Origin of the sequence: Collinsella aerofaciens (assembly GCF_040910325.1) — a bacterium.
GTDB classification, from domain to species: domain Bacteria; phylum Actinomycetota; class Coriobacteriia; order Coriobacteriales; family Coriobacteriaceae; genus Collinsella; species Collinsella aerofaciens_BL.
Window position 1 is genome coordinate 97,510 of record NZ_JBDGAV010000003.1, and the last position, 14,926, is coordinate 112,435.

At 58.9% G+C, this 14,926-nt stretch carries 12 protein-coding genes; 4 read left to right on the forward strand and 8 right to left on the reverse strand.

Features of this window, described 5'->3' with window-relative positions; genetic code table 11:
• Positions 1-241: 241 nt before the first annotated feature.
• From AB5Z25_RS02355 to AB5Z25_RS02370, 4 genes are all read right to left on the reverse strand, one after another.
• A complete protein-coding gene (locus tag AB5Z25_RS02355) occupies positions 242-955 on the reverse strand; it encodes a GntR family transcriptional regulator (RefSeq protein ID WP_006235877.1) in 714 nt (237 codons plus the stop codon).
• Positions 940-1,707, reverse strand: a complete 768-nt coding sequence (locus AB5Z25_RS02360; RefSeq protein ID WP_117770537.1) for a GntR family transcriptional regulator — start codon at positions 1,705-1,707, stop codon at positions 940-942. Before AB5Z25_RS02360 ends, AB5Z25_RS02355 begins: the two co-directional genes overlap by 16 nt.
• A 35-nt stretch (positions 1,708-1,742) precedes the next feature.
• Positions 1,743-2,234, reverse strand: coding sequence for a hypothetical protein (locus AB5Z25_RS02365; RefSeq protein WP_117770536.1), 492 nt, complete (start codon positions 2,232-2,234; stop codon positions 1,743-1,745).
• 248 nt (positions 2,235-2,482) lie between these two features.
• Positions 2,483-3,511: a LacI family DNA-binding transcriptional regulator gene (locus AB5Z25_RS02370; protein ID WP_006235873.1), complete on the reverse strand. Its 1,029-nt coding sequence runs from the start codon at positions 3,509-3,511 to the stop codon at positions 2,483-2,485.
• Between the two features lie 183 nt (positions 3,512-3,694).
• On the opposite strand from AB5Z25_RS02370, the gene murB reads away from it, so the two are divergent.
• Positions 3,695-4,657: a UDP-N-acetylmuramate dehydrogenase gene (gene murB / locus AB5Z25_RS02375; RefSeq protein ID WP_368134701.1), complete on the forward strand. Its 963-nt coding sequence runs from the start codon at positions 3,695-3,697 to the stop codon at positions 4,655-4,657.
• Positions 4,658-4,884: 227 nt separating this feature from the next.
• On the opposite strand, the gene AB5Z25_RS02380 is transcribed toward murB, so the two are convergent.
• Positions 4,885-6,090 (reverse strand): coiled-coil domain-containing protein, encoded by a 1,206-nt coding sequence (locus AB5Z25_RS02380; protein WP_006235871.1) that lies wholly within the window; start codon positions 6,088-6,090, stop codon positions 4,885-4,887.
• A 266-nt stretch (positions 6,091-6,356) separates the two neighbouring features.
• Between AB5Z25_RS02380 and galE the strand changes: the two genes are divergently transcribed.
• The 3 genes from galE to glgP all read left to right on the forward strand — a co-directional run bounded on the left by galE (position 6,357) and on the right by glgP (position 11,539).
• The gene (gene galE / locus AB5Z25_RS02385; RefSeq protein ID WP_006235870.1) at positions 6,357-7,418 is read left to right on the forward strand and encodes a UDP-glucose 4-epimerase GalE; all 1,062 of its coding nucleotides are present in this window, start codon (positions 6,357-6,359) and stop codon (positions 7,416-7,418) included.
• A 219-nt stretch (positions 7,419-7,637) separates the two neighbouring features.
• Entirely contained in the window at positions 7,638-9,143 is a 1,506-nt protein-coding gene (gene malQ / locus AB5Z25_RS02390; RefSeq protein WP_270253519.1) for a 4-alpha-glucanotransferase, read from the forward strand.
• Between the two features lie 128 nt (positions 9,144-9,271).
• Entirely contained in the window at positions 9,272-11,539 is a 2,268-nt protein-coding gene (gene glgP / locus AB5Z25_RS02395; protein WP_368134702.1) for a glycogen/starch/alpha-glucan family phosphorylase, read from the forward strand.
• Between the two features lie 375 nt (positions 11,540-11,914).
• Here the strand turns inward: glgP and AB5Z25_RS02400 are convergent, their stop codons facing one another.
• The 3 genes from AB5Z25_RS02400 to AB5Z25_RS02410 form a co-directional block, all read right to left on the reverse strand.
• Positions 11,915-13,114, reverse strand: a complete 1,200-nt coding sequence (locus AB5Z25_RS02400; protein ID WP_368134703.1) for an ABC transporter ATP-binding protein — start codon at positions 13,112-13,114, stop codon at positions 11,915-11,917.
• Between the two features lie 67 nt (positions 13,115-13,181).
• Positions 13,182-14,021, reverse strand: coding sequence for a carbohydrate ABC transporter permease (locus AB5Z25_RS02405; RefSeq protein ID WP_368134704.1), 840 nt, complete (start codon positions 14,019-14,021; stop codon positions 13,182-13,184).
• Positions 14,021-14,875: a carbohydrate ABC transporter permease gene (locus AB5Z25_RS02410; protein WP_195240871.1), complete on the reverse strand. Its 855-nt coding sequence runs from the start codon at positions 14,873-14,875 to the stop codon at positions 14,021-14,023. Before AB5Z25_RS02410 ends, AB5Z25_RS02405 begins: the two co-directional genes overlap by 1 nt.
• Positions 14,876-14,926: the final 51 nt, after the last annotated feature.

The following is a 14,926-nucleotide window of genomic DNA, read 5'->3' on the forward strand; positions in this document are numbered from 1 at the left end:
ACGGAATGAACGGGCTTGCCGCCCCGTCGCACCGCTTAACCTTGTGGACATCTTGGCCCCAAGCTCAACAATTCAAAGGTTCTTAATACCAGTGAACGATTACAGGTTAGCCGTTTTTAATACCGATTTTATGATTTCATCCTCCCCTCTCGGTAGACGGTCAGTTTTTGCCGCTCATCGGTCAAGCGACATATATCCGTAAAAACGAGCGCCCCCGCCATGCGCAGGGACGCTCTAGACGCTAATAGTTGTAGGTATATCCGCCGGCGTCGCCGCGGGTAAAAGACTTGGCATGCTCGATTGCCTGCCCACTCGAGTCATAGGTCAGGCCTTCCAGCACGAGCGCCAGATCGCCCGGCTCAAGATTGAGCAAACTCGCATCGCGTGCGCCCAGCGCCTCGATATCGAGTTTCTCTACCGACTGATCTGGCTTGCGTCCCAACATATCGTAGGTCTCGAACAGGCTGAAGACCGAAATGTCCACGTCTTCGATGCCCGGAAACAGCAGGCACGGAATCAGTGTCATCTCGATCGATACGGGCTCACCATCGATGCAGTTGAGGCGGCGCACCGAGTAAAGCAGATCGTCCTCGGCGATGCCAAACAAGTCGGCATAATACGGGCCGGCGTAGCGTTTGGAGCGCGCCAGGATGCGCACCGACGGCGTCGCGCCCGATGCCAAAACCGACTGGCGGAAGCCGCCCTTGCGTTCGTGCTCGTCAAACCACTTGTGTCCCACAAAGGCGCCTTTGCCCTGCACGCGACGAATCTGGCCACTTTTGACCAGCTCGTCCATGGCGCTTCGGATTGTCAGGCGTGTCGTGCCAAACTCCTCGGCCAGCTCGTTTTCGGACGGAATCATCGAGCCCGTCGGGTAGTCGCCGCGCTCGATTCGCTCCGCAATGCAGCGGCGAATTTGTTTGTAAACCGGCAAGTCTTCTACTGCATCAGCCATTCGACACCCACCTTCGTCGCAACGCCGTCTGCCTCGCCGTTATCGGCAAAACGATACTTGGTCGGCAGAATCACGGACTTGCAATACTCGACAAAGCCATCGGTCTCGTCGCGCTCGTGCGAAGCCTTGTAAAACACCGGCGTGCCCTCCTGAGCATTCAGCAACTTGGCCTCGTCGGCGTTCAGACGGCTGATGGAAATATGCTCCTTGCCGTGCGTCACATGGACATTCCCCTCCTTGAGCAAAACGTCGTAGAGGCTTTCCTGCTCAAAATCGTGATCGGGAAGCGAGGGGCACAAAGACAGATTGACGTAAGCCGTCTCGATCGATGCCGGGGAACCGTTGACCACACGCACGCGCCGAATGCAGAAGAGCGGCATGCCCAGGTCGATCTGGGCTTTTTGGGCAAGATCGATATCGGCATACACGACCTTGGACCAAACCAGGCGCGCGGTCGACTTTGAGCCAACCCTCTCCACCGCCTGCGTATAGTTCCATGTTTCCTGAAAGATGTTCAGCGGTTTGGGAGGACACACATAGGTGCCCGAACCGCGGCGGCTTTCCAAAGTTCCGCACGAAATAAGGCGCGTGATCGCAGCACGCAACGCCGTGCGCGACACGCCCAGCTCTTCACAGAGCACACGCTCGGCGGGCAGCCGGTCGCCACTCTGCAGGTCATAATGTTTGATATACCAAAGAATGCCCTCAAAGGCGCGGTCTTTGGGCGGAATCGCATATGGTTCACTCGACATGGGCAAGACTCCTCAACTGCTTGATGCTGCAGGAATCATTGCTCCGGACGCCTCATGGCGTCGAAGGCTTCTTTGATCTGCTCCGCAACGTTCCGATACGACCGATATAGGCCGGAGTCTCGCTTGACTTCGCCCGCGGTCACCGGAATCTCAAGCTTCGAAATCTCATCCTTGCCGGTTTGCACGACAACGATGACACCCATACCAAGGCACATATTACGCTTGGCAGCGTTGTTTTTGGTAGCCTGAGCTGGATTAATCAAAATCTGCTGAGCCAGTTCGCGTTTGCTGAGCTCCGGCACATCCTCGGGATTTCCGGTCTCGGCAATCTCGCACTGCAGCACATCCGCATAGTCAAAAATCTTCGGCTCGCCGCCGCGCTGATGCACGGCCCACTTGCGGCGCGTGGCATCCTGGTAGATAGCCGGCAAAAACGTAAACCGCGGTGGGTCCAAAATCGTATCCGTGATGGTAAACACATCGGGATCAAAGGCATCCTGCGGGTTTTTCTTCTTGAACAGCCCCATATCACCCTCCCGTACTAGCATTAAACAACTCAAGCTGAATATAGCACCAATTTCAAGCCGCCACTTTACCGTATCGGTACGCGGCGTCTATGGCTCGCCCAGCGGAAGAGTTTACGGACGAGGGCCGGGGTGCCTGCCTTGTTTTGAGAAGTTCGCGGAGCCCACTTTTCAAAACAAGGCAGGCACCCCGGCCCCGCCGGCAAATAGCGGACACTCCGCATGCAATCTATGCAAACAAACAAGTACGCTTAGCTACATTCGGTAAGCTCGAGCACGCTGCCCTTAACGATAAGCGCCGGCTCCAGGACGACCTCTTCGGCACGCCTGCCGCCCCTACCGGCAAGACGCTTGGACATGCAGCCAAAAGCATGCTCCGCAAGGACACCAGGATCCTGCTCAATCGCGGTCAGCGCCGGCTCAAAGAGAACGTCGGCCGCCGAGTTGTCATAGCTCACCACCGAGATATCGCCCGGGATGCTCTTCCCCATCTCGTGCAAGCGCTTGAGCAGACCGAGGGCGATGTTATCCGAACTTGCGAACACAGCGGTGGCATCAGTTGCGAGCACCGCCTCCGAGGCCTCATAGGCACTCGGAATGTAGTACTCGCTCTCAAACTCCAAACGTGCGTCGATAGGCAGGCCAACCTCGCGCAGCGCGCGCTCATAGCCGGCAAGTCGCTTACGCCCCGTATTGGAACGGCGCGCGTTAACCAAGCAGGCAATGCGACGGTGGCCCTGCTCGATCAGATAGCGAGTGGCCATGTAGCCACCCATCTCGTGGTCGAACATCACCTTGTCGCACTCGAGCCCCTCAATGGCACGGTCGACCATCACGGCAGGGATAGGCAGATGGCTGACTTCTTCGCGCAGGGCGCGGTCGTCGGAGAACTCGTCGCCTACGACCAGGAAGACGCCATCAACGCCGCGCGTCACCAGCTGGCGCAGCAGCTCCAGATCGTCATCGGCGCTTCCGCCCGAGCTGGTAATGAAGAGCGCATAGCCGTCCTCGCGGCAGCGCTTTTCCAGGCTACCGGCGAGCGAGGCAAAAAAGCGGCTCTCGATGTTAGGGACGATAAGGCCCAGGGTGCGCGACTCGCGCATGACCAGGCTGCGCGCGATCTGGTTGGGAACATAGTGGTTGCGCGCCGCGACCTCTTTGATGAGCTTGCGGTTTTCTTCCGAGATGCGACAGGGCCGATTATTGAGCACAAGCGAGACCGACGAGGGGGAAAGCCCCACCTCCTGGGCGATCTGCTTGAGGGTGACTTTGTTGGCCATCTCGCTCCTTCCGGGTTTACGCGCAATCTCTTGAAAGTATAGCGACTACCCCTCTACCTCGGTGATAAACACTTTACCAATCCGGTAGACGGCTGTTTTATCGCCGCCAGCGCACCAAATCCGTCCGGGTGGGGTATATTGCAATCGATTGATGACAACGACCACCAAAAGGCGGCTATTAGTATGCACGAAAACGATTTTTTTAACGAGGACCTGCTGTGCGCGCTTGCTGGCGTTGCCGGCGAGGACAACGTACTGATGAGCGAGCCCATGCGCGAGCACACCACGTTTAAGATCGGCGGCCCGGCCGACGTCTTTGTTACGCCCGATACCGAGCAGGGCCTCGTCGCCACGCTCGATACCTGCTATCGCTGCGATCTACCCCTCACCATCGTGGGCAACGGCTCCGACCTGCTCGTCGGCGACAAGGGCATCCGCGGCGTCGTTGTGGCGCTGGGCGAAGGTCTCTCCAACATCACCGTCGACGGCACGCACGTCACGGCGGCAGCCGGCGCGCTGCTTTCCGATGTCGCCGCGGCGGCAGCCGAGGCCGGCCTCACCGGCATGGAGCCCATCTCGGGCATCCCCGGATCGGTCGGCGGCGCCTGCTACATGAACGCCGGTGCCTACGGTGCCTGCATGGCCGATGTGCTGGAGTCCGTGCGCGTCTACAAACCCGCTCGCCAGCTCGACGACGGCACCCGCGGCAGCGGCAATATCATTGAGTTCGATGTCGATGAGCTCAACCTGGGCTATCGCAAGAGCCGCATTGCCGACGACGGCTTCATCGTGCTTTCGGCCACCTTCAATCTCGCTCCGGGCAACGCCGCGATGATCAAGGCCGACATGGACGACTACCGCCAGCGCCGCGAGGACAAGCAGCCGCTCGACATGCCGAGTGCCGGCTCCACTTTCAAGCGCCCCGAGGGTTACTTTGCCGGCAAACTCATCATGGATGCCGGCCTGCGAGGACACGCCGTTGGCGGCGCGCAGGTGAGCGAGAAGCACTGCGGCTTCATCGTCAACGCCGACCACGCCACCGCCGCCGATGTCGACGAACTCATCCGCCACATCCAGGCAACCGTCAAAGACCAATTCAACGTAGACCTAGAACCCGAAGTCCACCGAGTCGGCGAATTTTTATAAAAAGAAGGCCCCGAAAGGGGCCTTCGCCATTTTTATTCAGATAACCCAGTCCGGCGTGTGACGTATTGGACCCGAGAGGTCCGTGGCTGCCCGAAAGGCATTAGGTTGATCGCGAGTTCCGCACGAGCCGGAGAGCACTTAATGTGCTCTCCGTGCGAGCAGGACTGTCCGAGCAGGCAACCTAATGCCTTTCGGGCAGCCACGGACCAACTTACTTCAAACCACCGTTACGACAGCGCAATACCGCCGAGCCAGCCCCAACGCACGCCAGAGCCAGTGCCATAGAAGCTAATAAACGAATCGAGCGACTTAGACGTAATGGCACCCTCGTTGCTCATAACGATGCCGCCGCCAACGTAGATACCCACATGACCGTAGATAAGGCCCGGAGCACCCGTGCCGCTGTGCGAGGAATCGGCCACGATCATGCCCACCTGCAGCGCCGAGCGGTCGGAGCTATAGCACCAGGCGTTAAACATGTCGCACGCATTGCCTCCAAAGTAGCCAACGCCGGCGTTACGGAAGACATTGGTGACCCACGCCGCGCACCAGTTCTGACCCGGCGAAGGCGTGGAGTAGCACGCGTTGACGACAGCCTGCTGCTTGCCCGAGCCGGCATTCTGCTGCGGAGTTCCGGGCGCGTACGATCCACCACCCGAGCTCGAACCACCCGAGTAGGAATTGTTCTTGTTCGCGGCAGCCGCGGCAGCGGCAGCCTTCCTAGCGGCCTCCTCAGCCTGGGCAGCAGCGAGGATCTCGGAATCGCGCTGAGCCATGAGCTCCTTGACGTCGTCGGAAAGACCGTTCAGCACGGTCTGGACTTCTTGCTGCTTGGCCTGCATGTCCTGCATCTGGGCAGTCTGCTGGTCCTTGAGCTTCTCTAAGTCGGCCTTCTGCGACTCGAGCTCGGTCTTTTGCGCATCGAGCTCTTCCTGGATGGTCTGAATGTCCTCGATGGCGTCGCGGTCGCTCTTGTTGATCTTCTCAACGTAATGCGCGTTGGCGACGAGTTCCTCAAACGAGCCAGAGGCCAGCAGCAGCGACAGGATGTTCGTGCCGCCGGACTTGTAGCTGGCGGCCACGCGATCGGAAAGGTCGTTGCGCTTCTTCTTGAGCTCGGCCTTCTTTTCATCGATCTGGGCCTGCGTGTCGTCAATCTTGCCCTGGACATTCTCGATGTCGTTGAGGGTCTGGGCATTCTTGTTGGCCAGCGCCGCATACTCATTTGCGATGCTGTCGAGCTGGGCCTGAACCTCGTCGAGCTGGGCCTGGGCGGCATTCAGTTTATCGGTGGTTTCTTTGGAAGCCTCCGCCGCATGGGCGCGAGCGGGCAGGCCAAAAAGAACTGCCGCAGAAGCGGCGCCGAACAGGGCCTTGAGGGCAGTGCGGCGCGAGAGCTCCTGGGAAAGGATGGAATCGCTGTTTGGTGACATATGTACTCCGTTACATGCTTATTTATATGTCGCTCAACTCATACATATTAGCGTACATATGGCGCGTCCCAACGATTTCCACGAACGGCAGGAAACTGCAAGGTCAGCGGCTCGTAAGCAAATGCCAAAGATCAGGTTATGCGTACGCAAGCTCTTCTATGAGTACGTTAGCACAATCCTCTGCTTTTCCTACAGCGCACGATTTGGGCGTCCCTGCCTGCGCTATACTCCCCTGAAGAAGTGTTCCTGATTCGATAGGAGACTACATGTCCAAAGCACTCGACCCCAAAGACACCTGTGTCCTCGTTACCGGTGGCGCCGGCTTTATCGGCTCGCACACCGTCGTTCAGCTGCTCGAGGGTGGCTACCAGGTCGTCATCGTCGATGATCTCTCCAACTCCAGCGCCGTCGCCGTCGACCGCGTCAAGACCATCGTGGGCGACGAGGCCGCCAAGAACCTCACCTTCTACGAGGCCAACGTGCTCGACCGCGATGCGATGAACAAGATCTTCGATACCCATCAGATCGACCGCGTCATCCACTTTGCCGGCTTTAAGGCCGTCGGCGAGTCGGTGAGCAAGCCCGTCGAGTACTACCACAACAACATCGAGAACACCCTGGTGCTCATCGACGTCATGCGCAACCATGGCTGCAAGTCCATCATCTTCTCGAGCTCCTCGACCGTCTACGGCGACCCGGACAACCCGCCCGTCACCGAGGAGGATCCTAAGAAGCCCGCGACCAACCCCTATGGTTGGACCAAGTGGATGATCGAGCAGATCCTTATGGACGTCCACACCGCCGACCCCGAGTGGGACGTCGTGCTACTCCGTTATTTCAATCCCATCGGCGCCCATCCGTCGGGCCTGATCGGCGAGGATCCCAAGGGCATCCCCAACAACCTGGTGCCCTATGTCGCCCAGGTCGCCGTGGGCAAGCTCGAGGCCGTTCAGGTCTTTGGCAACGACTACCCCACCCCCGACGGCACCGGCGTGCGCGATTACATCCACGTGTGCGATCTGGCATCTGGTCACGTGGCCGCCCTCAACTGGATGAACGGCAAGACCGGCGTCGAGATCTTTAACTTGGGCACCGGCACCGGCACCTCGGTACTCGAGGTCGTCGCCGCCTTCTCCAAGGCTTGTGGCAAGGAGCTGCCCTACGTGATCCGCGAGCGCCGCGCCGGCGACATCGCTGCCAACTGGTGCGATGCCTCCAAGGCCGAGCGCATGATGGGCTGGAAGGCCCAGTACGACATCGCGGACATGTGCCGCGATAGCTGGAACTGGCAGAGCCACAACCCCAACGGCTTCGCCGACGCCGAGTAGCAAAACCTACATACCGCTCTTGCCCCGATCTCACGTTGTGAGGTCGGGGCTTTTTCATGGCATGTAACCATTCGCCGAAAATCGAGCAACTTTTTTATCTTGCCTGTACATGTTTAAACAACATGTTTTACAATAGGCGTATCGAATCAGAACATCGGAGGCGGACTGCACACCCATCGGCAGGCCGACCCCACAACAAGAAGGTTGGTGAGCGCATTCATGGAGCGTGCAAGCGGCGTCCTCATGCCCGTCTCATCTCTGCCCGGACCATACGGAATCGGCGGCTTTGGCTGGAATGCCTACGACTTCGTCGATTTTCTCGCCTCGTGCAAACAACATTACTGGCAGATTCTGCCCCTTACGACGACCAGCTATGGCGATTCGCCCTATCAGTCGTTCTCGGCCCGCGCAGGCAACCCCAACTTTATCGACTTTGCCGAGCTTATCGAGGCAGGGTATCTGGAGCAGCGCGATATCGATGGCGTGTATCTGGGATCCGACCCCAGCAATGTCGACTACGGTGCCATCTTTGGCGGCCGCCGTCAGATTCTCGACCGCGCCGCTGAGCGCTTTGCTGCCGACAAGCCGGCCGATTTCGATGACTTTATCCAGGCCAACGAGGACTGGCTCATCCCCTACTGTGAGTTCATGACCGTCAAAGAGGAGTGCGGTCTCAAGGCGTTTTGGGAGTGGCCCGCGGAGCTCCGTACCCGCGGCGAGGCTTCCGCCAAGGTCTGCGCCGACCATCCGGCGCGTATGCTCTACCACCAGATGACGCAGTACTTCTTCGATCGCCAGTGGAGCCGCCTCAAGGCCTATGCCAACGAGCGCGACATTCTCATCATCGGCGACCTGCCCATCTATGTCTCGCGTGACTCCGTCGAGATGTGGGCGACGCCTGAGCTCTTTAAGATCGACGCCGCCGGCAATCCTGTGAGCGTCGCCGGCACGCCGCCCGACCAGTTCTCGGCCACCGGCCAGTACTGGGGCAACCCCATCTACGACTGGGACGCTATGGAGTCCGATGGCTTCTCCTGGTGGGAGGGCCGCATTCGCGCCGCCCTCGACATGTACGACGTCATCCGCCTGGATCACTTCCGCGGCTTCGAGGCCTATTGGGAGGTGCCGTTCTCCTCGCCCGATTCGTCCTACGGTTCGTGGACGCAGGGTCCCGGCCTCAAGTTCTTCAAGACGCTCGAGGAAAAGCTCGGCACGCTGCCCATCATCGCCGAGGACCTGGGCTTCCTCACCCCCGGCGTCATCGACATGCGCGACAACTCGGGCTTCCCCGGCATGAAGATCCTGCAGTTTGCCTTTGAGGGCACCAACTCGTACTACCTGCCGCATAACTACATCGCCAACACCGTCGCCTATGTGGGCACCCACGACAACGAGACGGCGCGCGGTTGGTTTGAGGGAACGGCCACCCCGCGTCAGCGCGAGCAGGCAGCCCTGTACACCCATCAGCAAGCCGGCGAACCCATGGCAGATGCACTCAACCGCACCATCGCCGCCAGCGTAAGCGACACGTGCATCTACACCATGCAGGACCTGCTCAACTTGGGCAACGAGGCGCGCATCAACACCCCTGCCACGCTGGGCGGCAACTGGACCTGGCGCATGCTCGACGGCGCCATCACCCGCGAGCTCGAGCACAAACTCACCGACTGGACCGAGACCTACTTCCGCATCCCGTCGGAAGCCGAAATCGAGCTTCCTCAATAGGAGCCACCGCGCCCGACCCCTCCCCACCGTGCGGACGCGCTTGCTTTTCCCGTGCGAGGCCACCCCAATCCCCTCGCGCGGGCTTCTTATGAATTGCAGACATGAAACAACCCATCACAGGAGAAAACATGCCCCGAATTAACCTCATGGAACTCGCCGAGCAGTCTTTTGGCACCTCGCTCGAGCAGCTCGACGACCGTCGTATTTACAAGCTGCTGGTCAAACTCGTGCAGGAGCGCTCCGCCGCCCGCCCGCTCAACAACGGCAAGAAAAAGCTCTATTACATTTCCGCCGAATTTTTGATCGGCAAGCTGCTCATCAACAATATGATCGACCTCGGCATCTACGACGAGGTTAAGGACCAGCTCACCGCCGCAGGCCACGACCTCAACAAGATCGAGGAGTTCGAGGTCGAGCCGTCACTCGGCAACGGCGGCCTGGGCCGCTTGGCCGCATGCTTCCTGGATTCCATCGCCACGCTGGGCTTGACCGGCGATGGCGTGGGCCTCAACTATCACTACGGTCTGTTCCGTCAGCGCTTTGTCGACAACCAGCAGAAGGCCGTCCCCGACGAGTGGCTCGGTGAGCAGGACATCCTAGTCGACGATGACCGCTCCTACACCGTCGAGTTCGGCGATTTTGCCGTTACTTCCAAGCTCGTCAACATCGATGTGCCCGGTTACGGCCAGCCCACCAAGAACCGCCTGCGCCTGTTCGACCTGGCGAGCGTCGACGACGGCCTGGTCCCCGGCAGCTCCATCGACTTCGACAAGACCGAGATCGCCAAGAACCTCACCTTGTTCCTCTACCCCGACGATTCCGACGAGCAGGGCCGCCTACTTCGCATCTATCAGGAGTACTTCATGGTGAGCAACGCCGCCCAGCTCCTGATCGACGAGGCCGTCGAGCGCGGCAGCAACCTGCACGATCTGGCCGACTATGCCGTGGTCCAAATTAACGACACGCACCCCACCATGGTCATCCCCGAGCTCATTCGCTTGCTCACCACCGAGCATGGCATCGAGTTTGACGAGGCCGTGACCATCGTACGCTCCATGGTCGCCTACACTAACCACACGATTCTTGCCGAGGCGCTCGAGAAGTGGCCGCTCGCCAGCCTGCAGAAGGTCTCCCCTGCCATCGCCGACATTATCGTCAAGCTCGATGAGATCGCGAAGGCCGAGCACGATGACCCGCGCGTCGCCATCATCGACGAGCACGACACCGTCCACATGGCCCACATGGACATCCACTTTGGCTTCTCCATCAACGGCGTAGCCGCCCTCCACACCAAGATCCTGGAGGACACCGAGCTTCATCCGTTCTACGAGATCTATCCCAAGAAGTTCTCCAACAAGACCAACGGCATCACCTTCCGCCGCTGGATCCATGGGGCCAACCCCGCGCTCGCCAGCCTGCTCGACGATGTGATCGGCACCGACTGGCGCAGCACCGGCGATCTGAGCAAACTCGCCAAGTTCGCCGACGACAAGGACGTTCTTGAGCGCCTGGCCGCCACCAAGGTCGAAGCCAAGGCCATCATGCGCCAGTTCATGGCGCTCGAGCAGGGCGTGACCATTCCCTCCAACGCCATCATCGACGTCCAGGTCAAGCGCATCCACGAGTACAAGCGTCAGCAGATGCTCGCGCTCTACATCATCTGGAAGTACCTCGATATCAAGAACGGCAACAGACCTAAGCACCCCGTCACCATCATCTTTGGCGGCAAAGCGGCGCCTGCCTACACTATCGCGCAGGACATCATCCATCTGATCCTGACGCTATCGCAGTGGATTGCAAACGACCCCGACGTGGCCCCCTACCTGCAGGTTGTCATGATCGAGAACTACAACGTCACCGCTGCTGAGCGTGTGATCCCCGCCGCCGATATCTCCGAGCAGATCAGCTTGGCCTCCAAGGAGGCGAGCGGCACCTCTAACATGAAGTTCATGCTCAACGGCGCTTTGACCCTGTGCACACTCGACGGCGCCAACGTGGAGATTGCCGAGCTCGTGGGCGACGAGAACATCTACACCTTTGGTGCCTCTTCCAAGCAGGTCGAGCAGCTCTACGCCAATGGCAGCTATAACGCCGGCGCGCTCTATCGCAAGCCCGGCATCAAGCTGCTGGTGGACTTCATCACCAACCCCGCCTTTATGGCGACCGGCAACGCCGAGCGCCTGCAGCGTCTGCACGACGACATCAAAGGCAAGGACTGGTTTATGGCCCTGCTCGACATTGAGGAGTACATCCAGACCAAGGAGCGCGTGCTGGCAGACTACGAGGACCAGGACGCTTGGATGCGCAAGGCGCTGATCAACATCGCCAACGCCGGCACCTTCTCGTCTGACCGCACGATCTCCCAGTACAACGACGAGATTTGGCACCTGAGCTAATTTCGTTTCCTTTACCCATCCTCTTGAAAGCGGAGTCGCGGCAACGCGGCTCCGCTTTTTGTGCCGATACGCCGGCCCGTGATTTGTCTCGACCAAACAATCTCGTTCTGTAACAGGTAGCTGCCGAAATCAGCCTCCCGTGTTACAGATCGAGATGAAAGGATAGGCAGCTCGATGCTGTCTCAATCTGTAACATCTAGACCCAATTTGGCCCTCCTCCTGTTACAGATTGAGACAAACTGACAGACGAACGGTCCCAACACAAAGAAAGGCTCCCCTCTCGCCCAGTGGACGGGAGGGGAGTCTTATATGTGACCGCGGCAAAAGGATGGCAATACCGCAGTCGCCCAAAGGGAGGGCCTGGATGCACCGGGCCTAGATAAGGTTCTTGCCAGACACCTTATCGAAGAGATGGGTCGCGTTCTTCTCGAACTTGAACCAGATGGAGTCGCCCGCCTTGAGCGCACCCTTGGCCTCAAGGTCGACAACGGGAATGATCAGGACGAACTGGCCATCGGGAGCGGTCACGTGGACATGCTCGGTCGAACCCATGAGCTCGGTGACCTCGATGGTGCCCTGAAGCGCACCCTCCTCGCCCTTTTCGGCAAGCAGAATCTGCTCGGGACGTACGCCGGCCGTGATCTCCTTCACGTCGCCGCCGTCCCAATTAAGGGCGAGCTGAGCGCAGGTCTCGGGGGCCAGCGCGACATTCATGTCGTCGGTCTTGACGGTAAAGCCGTCGCCCGAGCGCACCAGCTGGGCAGCGAAGAAGTTCATCTGCGGCACGCCGATGAAGCCGGCGACGAAGATGTTCGCGGGATGGTTGAAGACCTCCTGCGGCGTGGCGATCTGCTGGACAACGCCGTCCTTCATGACCACGATACGGTCGCCGAGAGTCATGGCCTCGGTCTGGTCGTGAGTAACATAGATGAACGTACCCTTGATCTCGTGGCGCAGCTTGATGAGCTCGGCACGCATCTGGTTACGAAGCTTGGCATCCAGGTTGGACAGCGGCTCGTCCATCAGGAAGACCTTGGGGTCACGCACGATGGCGCGGCCGATGGCGACGCGCTGGCGCTGGCCGCCCGAGAGCGCCTTAGGCTTGCGGTCGAGGTACTCGGTGATACCCAAGATCTCGGCAGCGGAGCGAACCTTGCGGTCGATCTCGTCTTTGGGGACCTTCTTGAGCTCAAGCGTAAACGCCATGTTCTCGTACACCGTCATGTTGGGGTACAGAGCGTAGCTCTGGAACACCATGGCGATGTCGCGGTCCTTGGGCGCCACGTCGTTGACGCGCTTGCCGTCGATGAGCACATCGCCCGAGGTAATGTCCTCCAGGCCGGCAACCATGCGCATCGTCGTGGACTTACCGCAGCCAGAGGGACCAACGAGAACGACGAACTCCTGGTCGTGAACGGTGAGGTTGAAGTCCTCTACAGCGAGCACGCCATCCTCGGTAACCTTAAGGTTATGCTTCTTCTCCTCGGTCTTCTTCTTTTTGCCAAAGAAGCCCTTCTTTTTGGACTCGGTGTTGGGATACACCTTCTGAACATGTTTGAGAACGATCTCGGCCATGTCTTTACCTTTCGATATGCGGCACCATGTTGAGGGCGCCGCAGAAACTTGCAAAACAGTTACGGCATCAGCCCTTGACGGCACCTGCCACCACGCCGTCGATGATGTACTTCTGGCAGAGGATGTACATGACGACGATGGGGATAACAACCATCATGATGCAGGCCATCATGGGACCGAGCTCGACGTGGCCATAGCCGCCGCGGAAGTACTGGATCAAGATAGGAATGGTCTTGTACTTGGTGGAGTCGAGCGTAAGGTAGGGCAGCAGATAGTCGTTCCAGACCCACATGGTCTCGAGGATGCCGACCGAAAGATAGGTGGGCTTCATGATGGGAAGGACGATCTTAAAGAACACCTGGACCGGGTTGCAGCCATCAATCATGGCCGCCTCCTCGATCTCGAGCGGGATGTTCTTTACAAAACCGGCGAACATAAAGACCGCCAGGCCCGCGCCAAAGCCCAGATAGATAAAGCAGATGTTGAACGGCGTGTTAAAGCCGATGCGGTCCGCCAAATTGGACAGCGTGAACATGAGCATCTGGAACGGCACGACCATCGAGAACACGAACAGGTAATAGAAGAAGTTCGAGATCTTGTTGTTGACACGAACCACGTACCAAGCGCACATGGAGCAGCACACCAAGATCAGCACGACCGACGTGACCGTGATGATGAGCGAGTACATAAATGCCGAGGCAAAGCCCTGCTCGTTAAGGGCGTGCATGTAGTTTGCGAGGCCGTTGAACGTCTCGGGCGTGAGCAGATCGAATGCCGTGGTGGTGCTGATTGCGGTCGCTTTCTTAAAAGAATTAAGCGCAATCATGAACACGGGGTAGATCCACGCGAGCGACAGGATCGTAAAGAAAATCGAGAGCGCGCGGTTGATAACCTTATCGCGTTTCATTACTGCTGCACCTCCTTGGACCTCGTGGCCTTAAGCTGGATCATGGAGATGGCCACGACCAGGATGCAGAAGATAACCGCCTTGGCCTGACCAATGCCCTGCCATGCGATACCGGCACGCGAATAGAACGTGTTGTAGATGTTCAGGGCGAGCATCTCGGTGGAGTGCGCGGGGGCGCCGCCGGTAAGGGCGAGGTTCTGGTCGAACAGCTTAAAGCCGTTGGTGATGGACAGGAACAGGCAGATGGTGATGGTCGGCATCAGGTTAGGGATCTTAACCTTCCAAAACGTCTGCCATGCCGTAGCGCCGTCGACCTTGGCGGCCTCGATGTAGTCGGACGGAATGGACTGCAGACCAGCGATGTAGATGATCATCATGTAGCCGACCTGCTGCCACAGGGTCAGGATGATAAGGCCCCAGAAGCCAGCAGCAGAGTTAAGAGCGATGAGCTGGGCGCCCACGTTAGAGAGCAGGCAGTTGATCAGAATCTGCCAAATGTAGCCCAGCACGATGCCGCCGATCAGGTTAGGCATAAAGAAGATCGTACGGAAGATGTTGGTGCCCTTGAGCGCCTTGCGGGTGAGTGCCTGCGCGATGGCCAGGGCGATCACGTTGATGAGCACCGTCGACAGGAAGGCAAACGCCACCGTAAAGAAGAACGACGTGGCAAACTGCGGATCGGACAGCGCGCGCACGTAGTTCTCGATACCGACAAAGTGCGCGTTACTAATGATAATAAACTGGCAGAACGAGAGATAGAAGCCCTGGATAAAAGGGATCACGAACCCGATCATAAACGCCAGGCACGTGGGCAGCATAAAGAGCGGCCACCAGCGCTTGAGTGCTTTGCCCATAAAAGGGTCCTTTCAATATGCAGGGGGCGGGCAAACCTACGTCTGCCCGCC

Bases quoted from the DNA above. Each gene is read 5' to 3' on its own strand.
- glgP (WP_368134702.1), top strand. From the start codon at position 9,272: ATGCCCCGAATTAACCTCATGGAACTCGCCGAGCAGTCTTTTGGCACC.
- AB5Z25_RS02380 (WP_006235871.1), bottom strand. From the start codon at position 6,090: ATGTCACCAAACAGCGATTCCATCCTTTCCCAGGAGCTCTCGCGCCGC.
- malQ (WP_270253519.1), top strand. From the start codon at position 7,638: ATGGAGCGTGCAAGCGGCGTCCTCATGCCCGTCTCATCTCTGCCCGGA.
- galE (WP_006235870.1), top strand. From the start codon at position 6,357: ATGTCCAAAGCACTCGACCCCAAAGACACCTGTGTCCTCGTTACCGGT.
- AB5Z25_RS02365 (WP_117770536.1), bottom strand. From the start codon at position 2,234: ATGGGGCTGTTCAAGAAGAAAAACCCGCAGGATGCCTTTGATCCCGAT.
- AB5Z25_RS02360 (WP_117770537.1), bottom strand. From the start codon at position 1,707: ATGTCGAGTGAACCATATGCGATTCCGCCCAAAGACCGCGCCTTTGAG.
- AB5Z25_RS02400 (WP_368134703.1), bottom strand. From the start codon at position 13,114: ATGGCCGAGATCGTTCTCAAACATGTTCAGAAGGTGTATCCCAACACC.
- AB5Z25_RS02410 (WP_195240871.1), bottom strand. From the start codon at position 14,875: ATGGGCAAAGCACTCAAGCGCTGGTGGCCGCTCTTTATGCTGCCCACG.
- AB5Z25_RS02355 (WP_006235877.1), bottom strand. From the start codon at position 955: ATGGCTGATGCAGTAGAAGACTTGCCGGTTTACAAACAAATTCGCCGC.
- AB5Z25_RS02370 (WP_006235873.1), bottom strand. From the start codon at position 3,511: ATGGCCAACAAAGTCACCCTCAAGCAGATCGCCCAGGAGGTGGGGCTT.
- murB (WP_368134701.1), top strand. From the start codon at position 3,695: ATGCACGAAAACGATTTTTTTAACGAGGACCTGCTGTGCGCGCTTGCT.
- AB5Z25_RS02405 (WP_368134704.1), bottom strand. From the start codon at position 14,021: ATGAAACGCGATAAGGTTATCAACCGCGCGCTCTCGATTTTCTTTACG.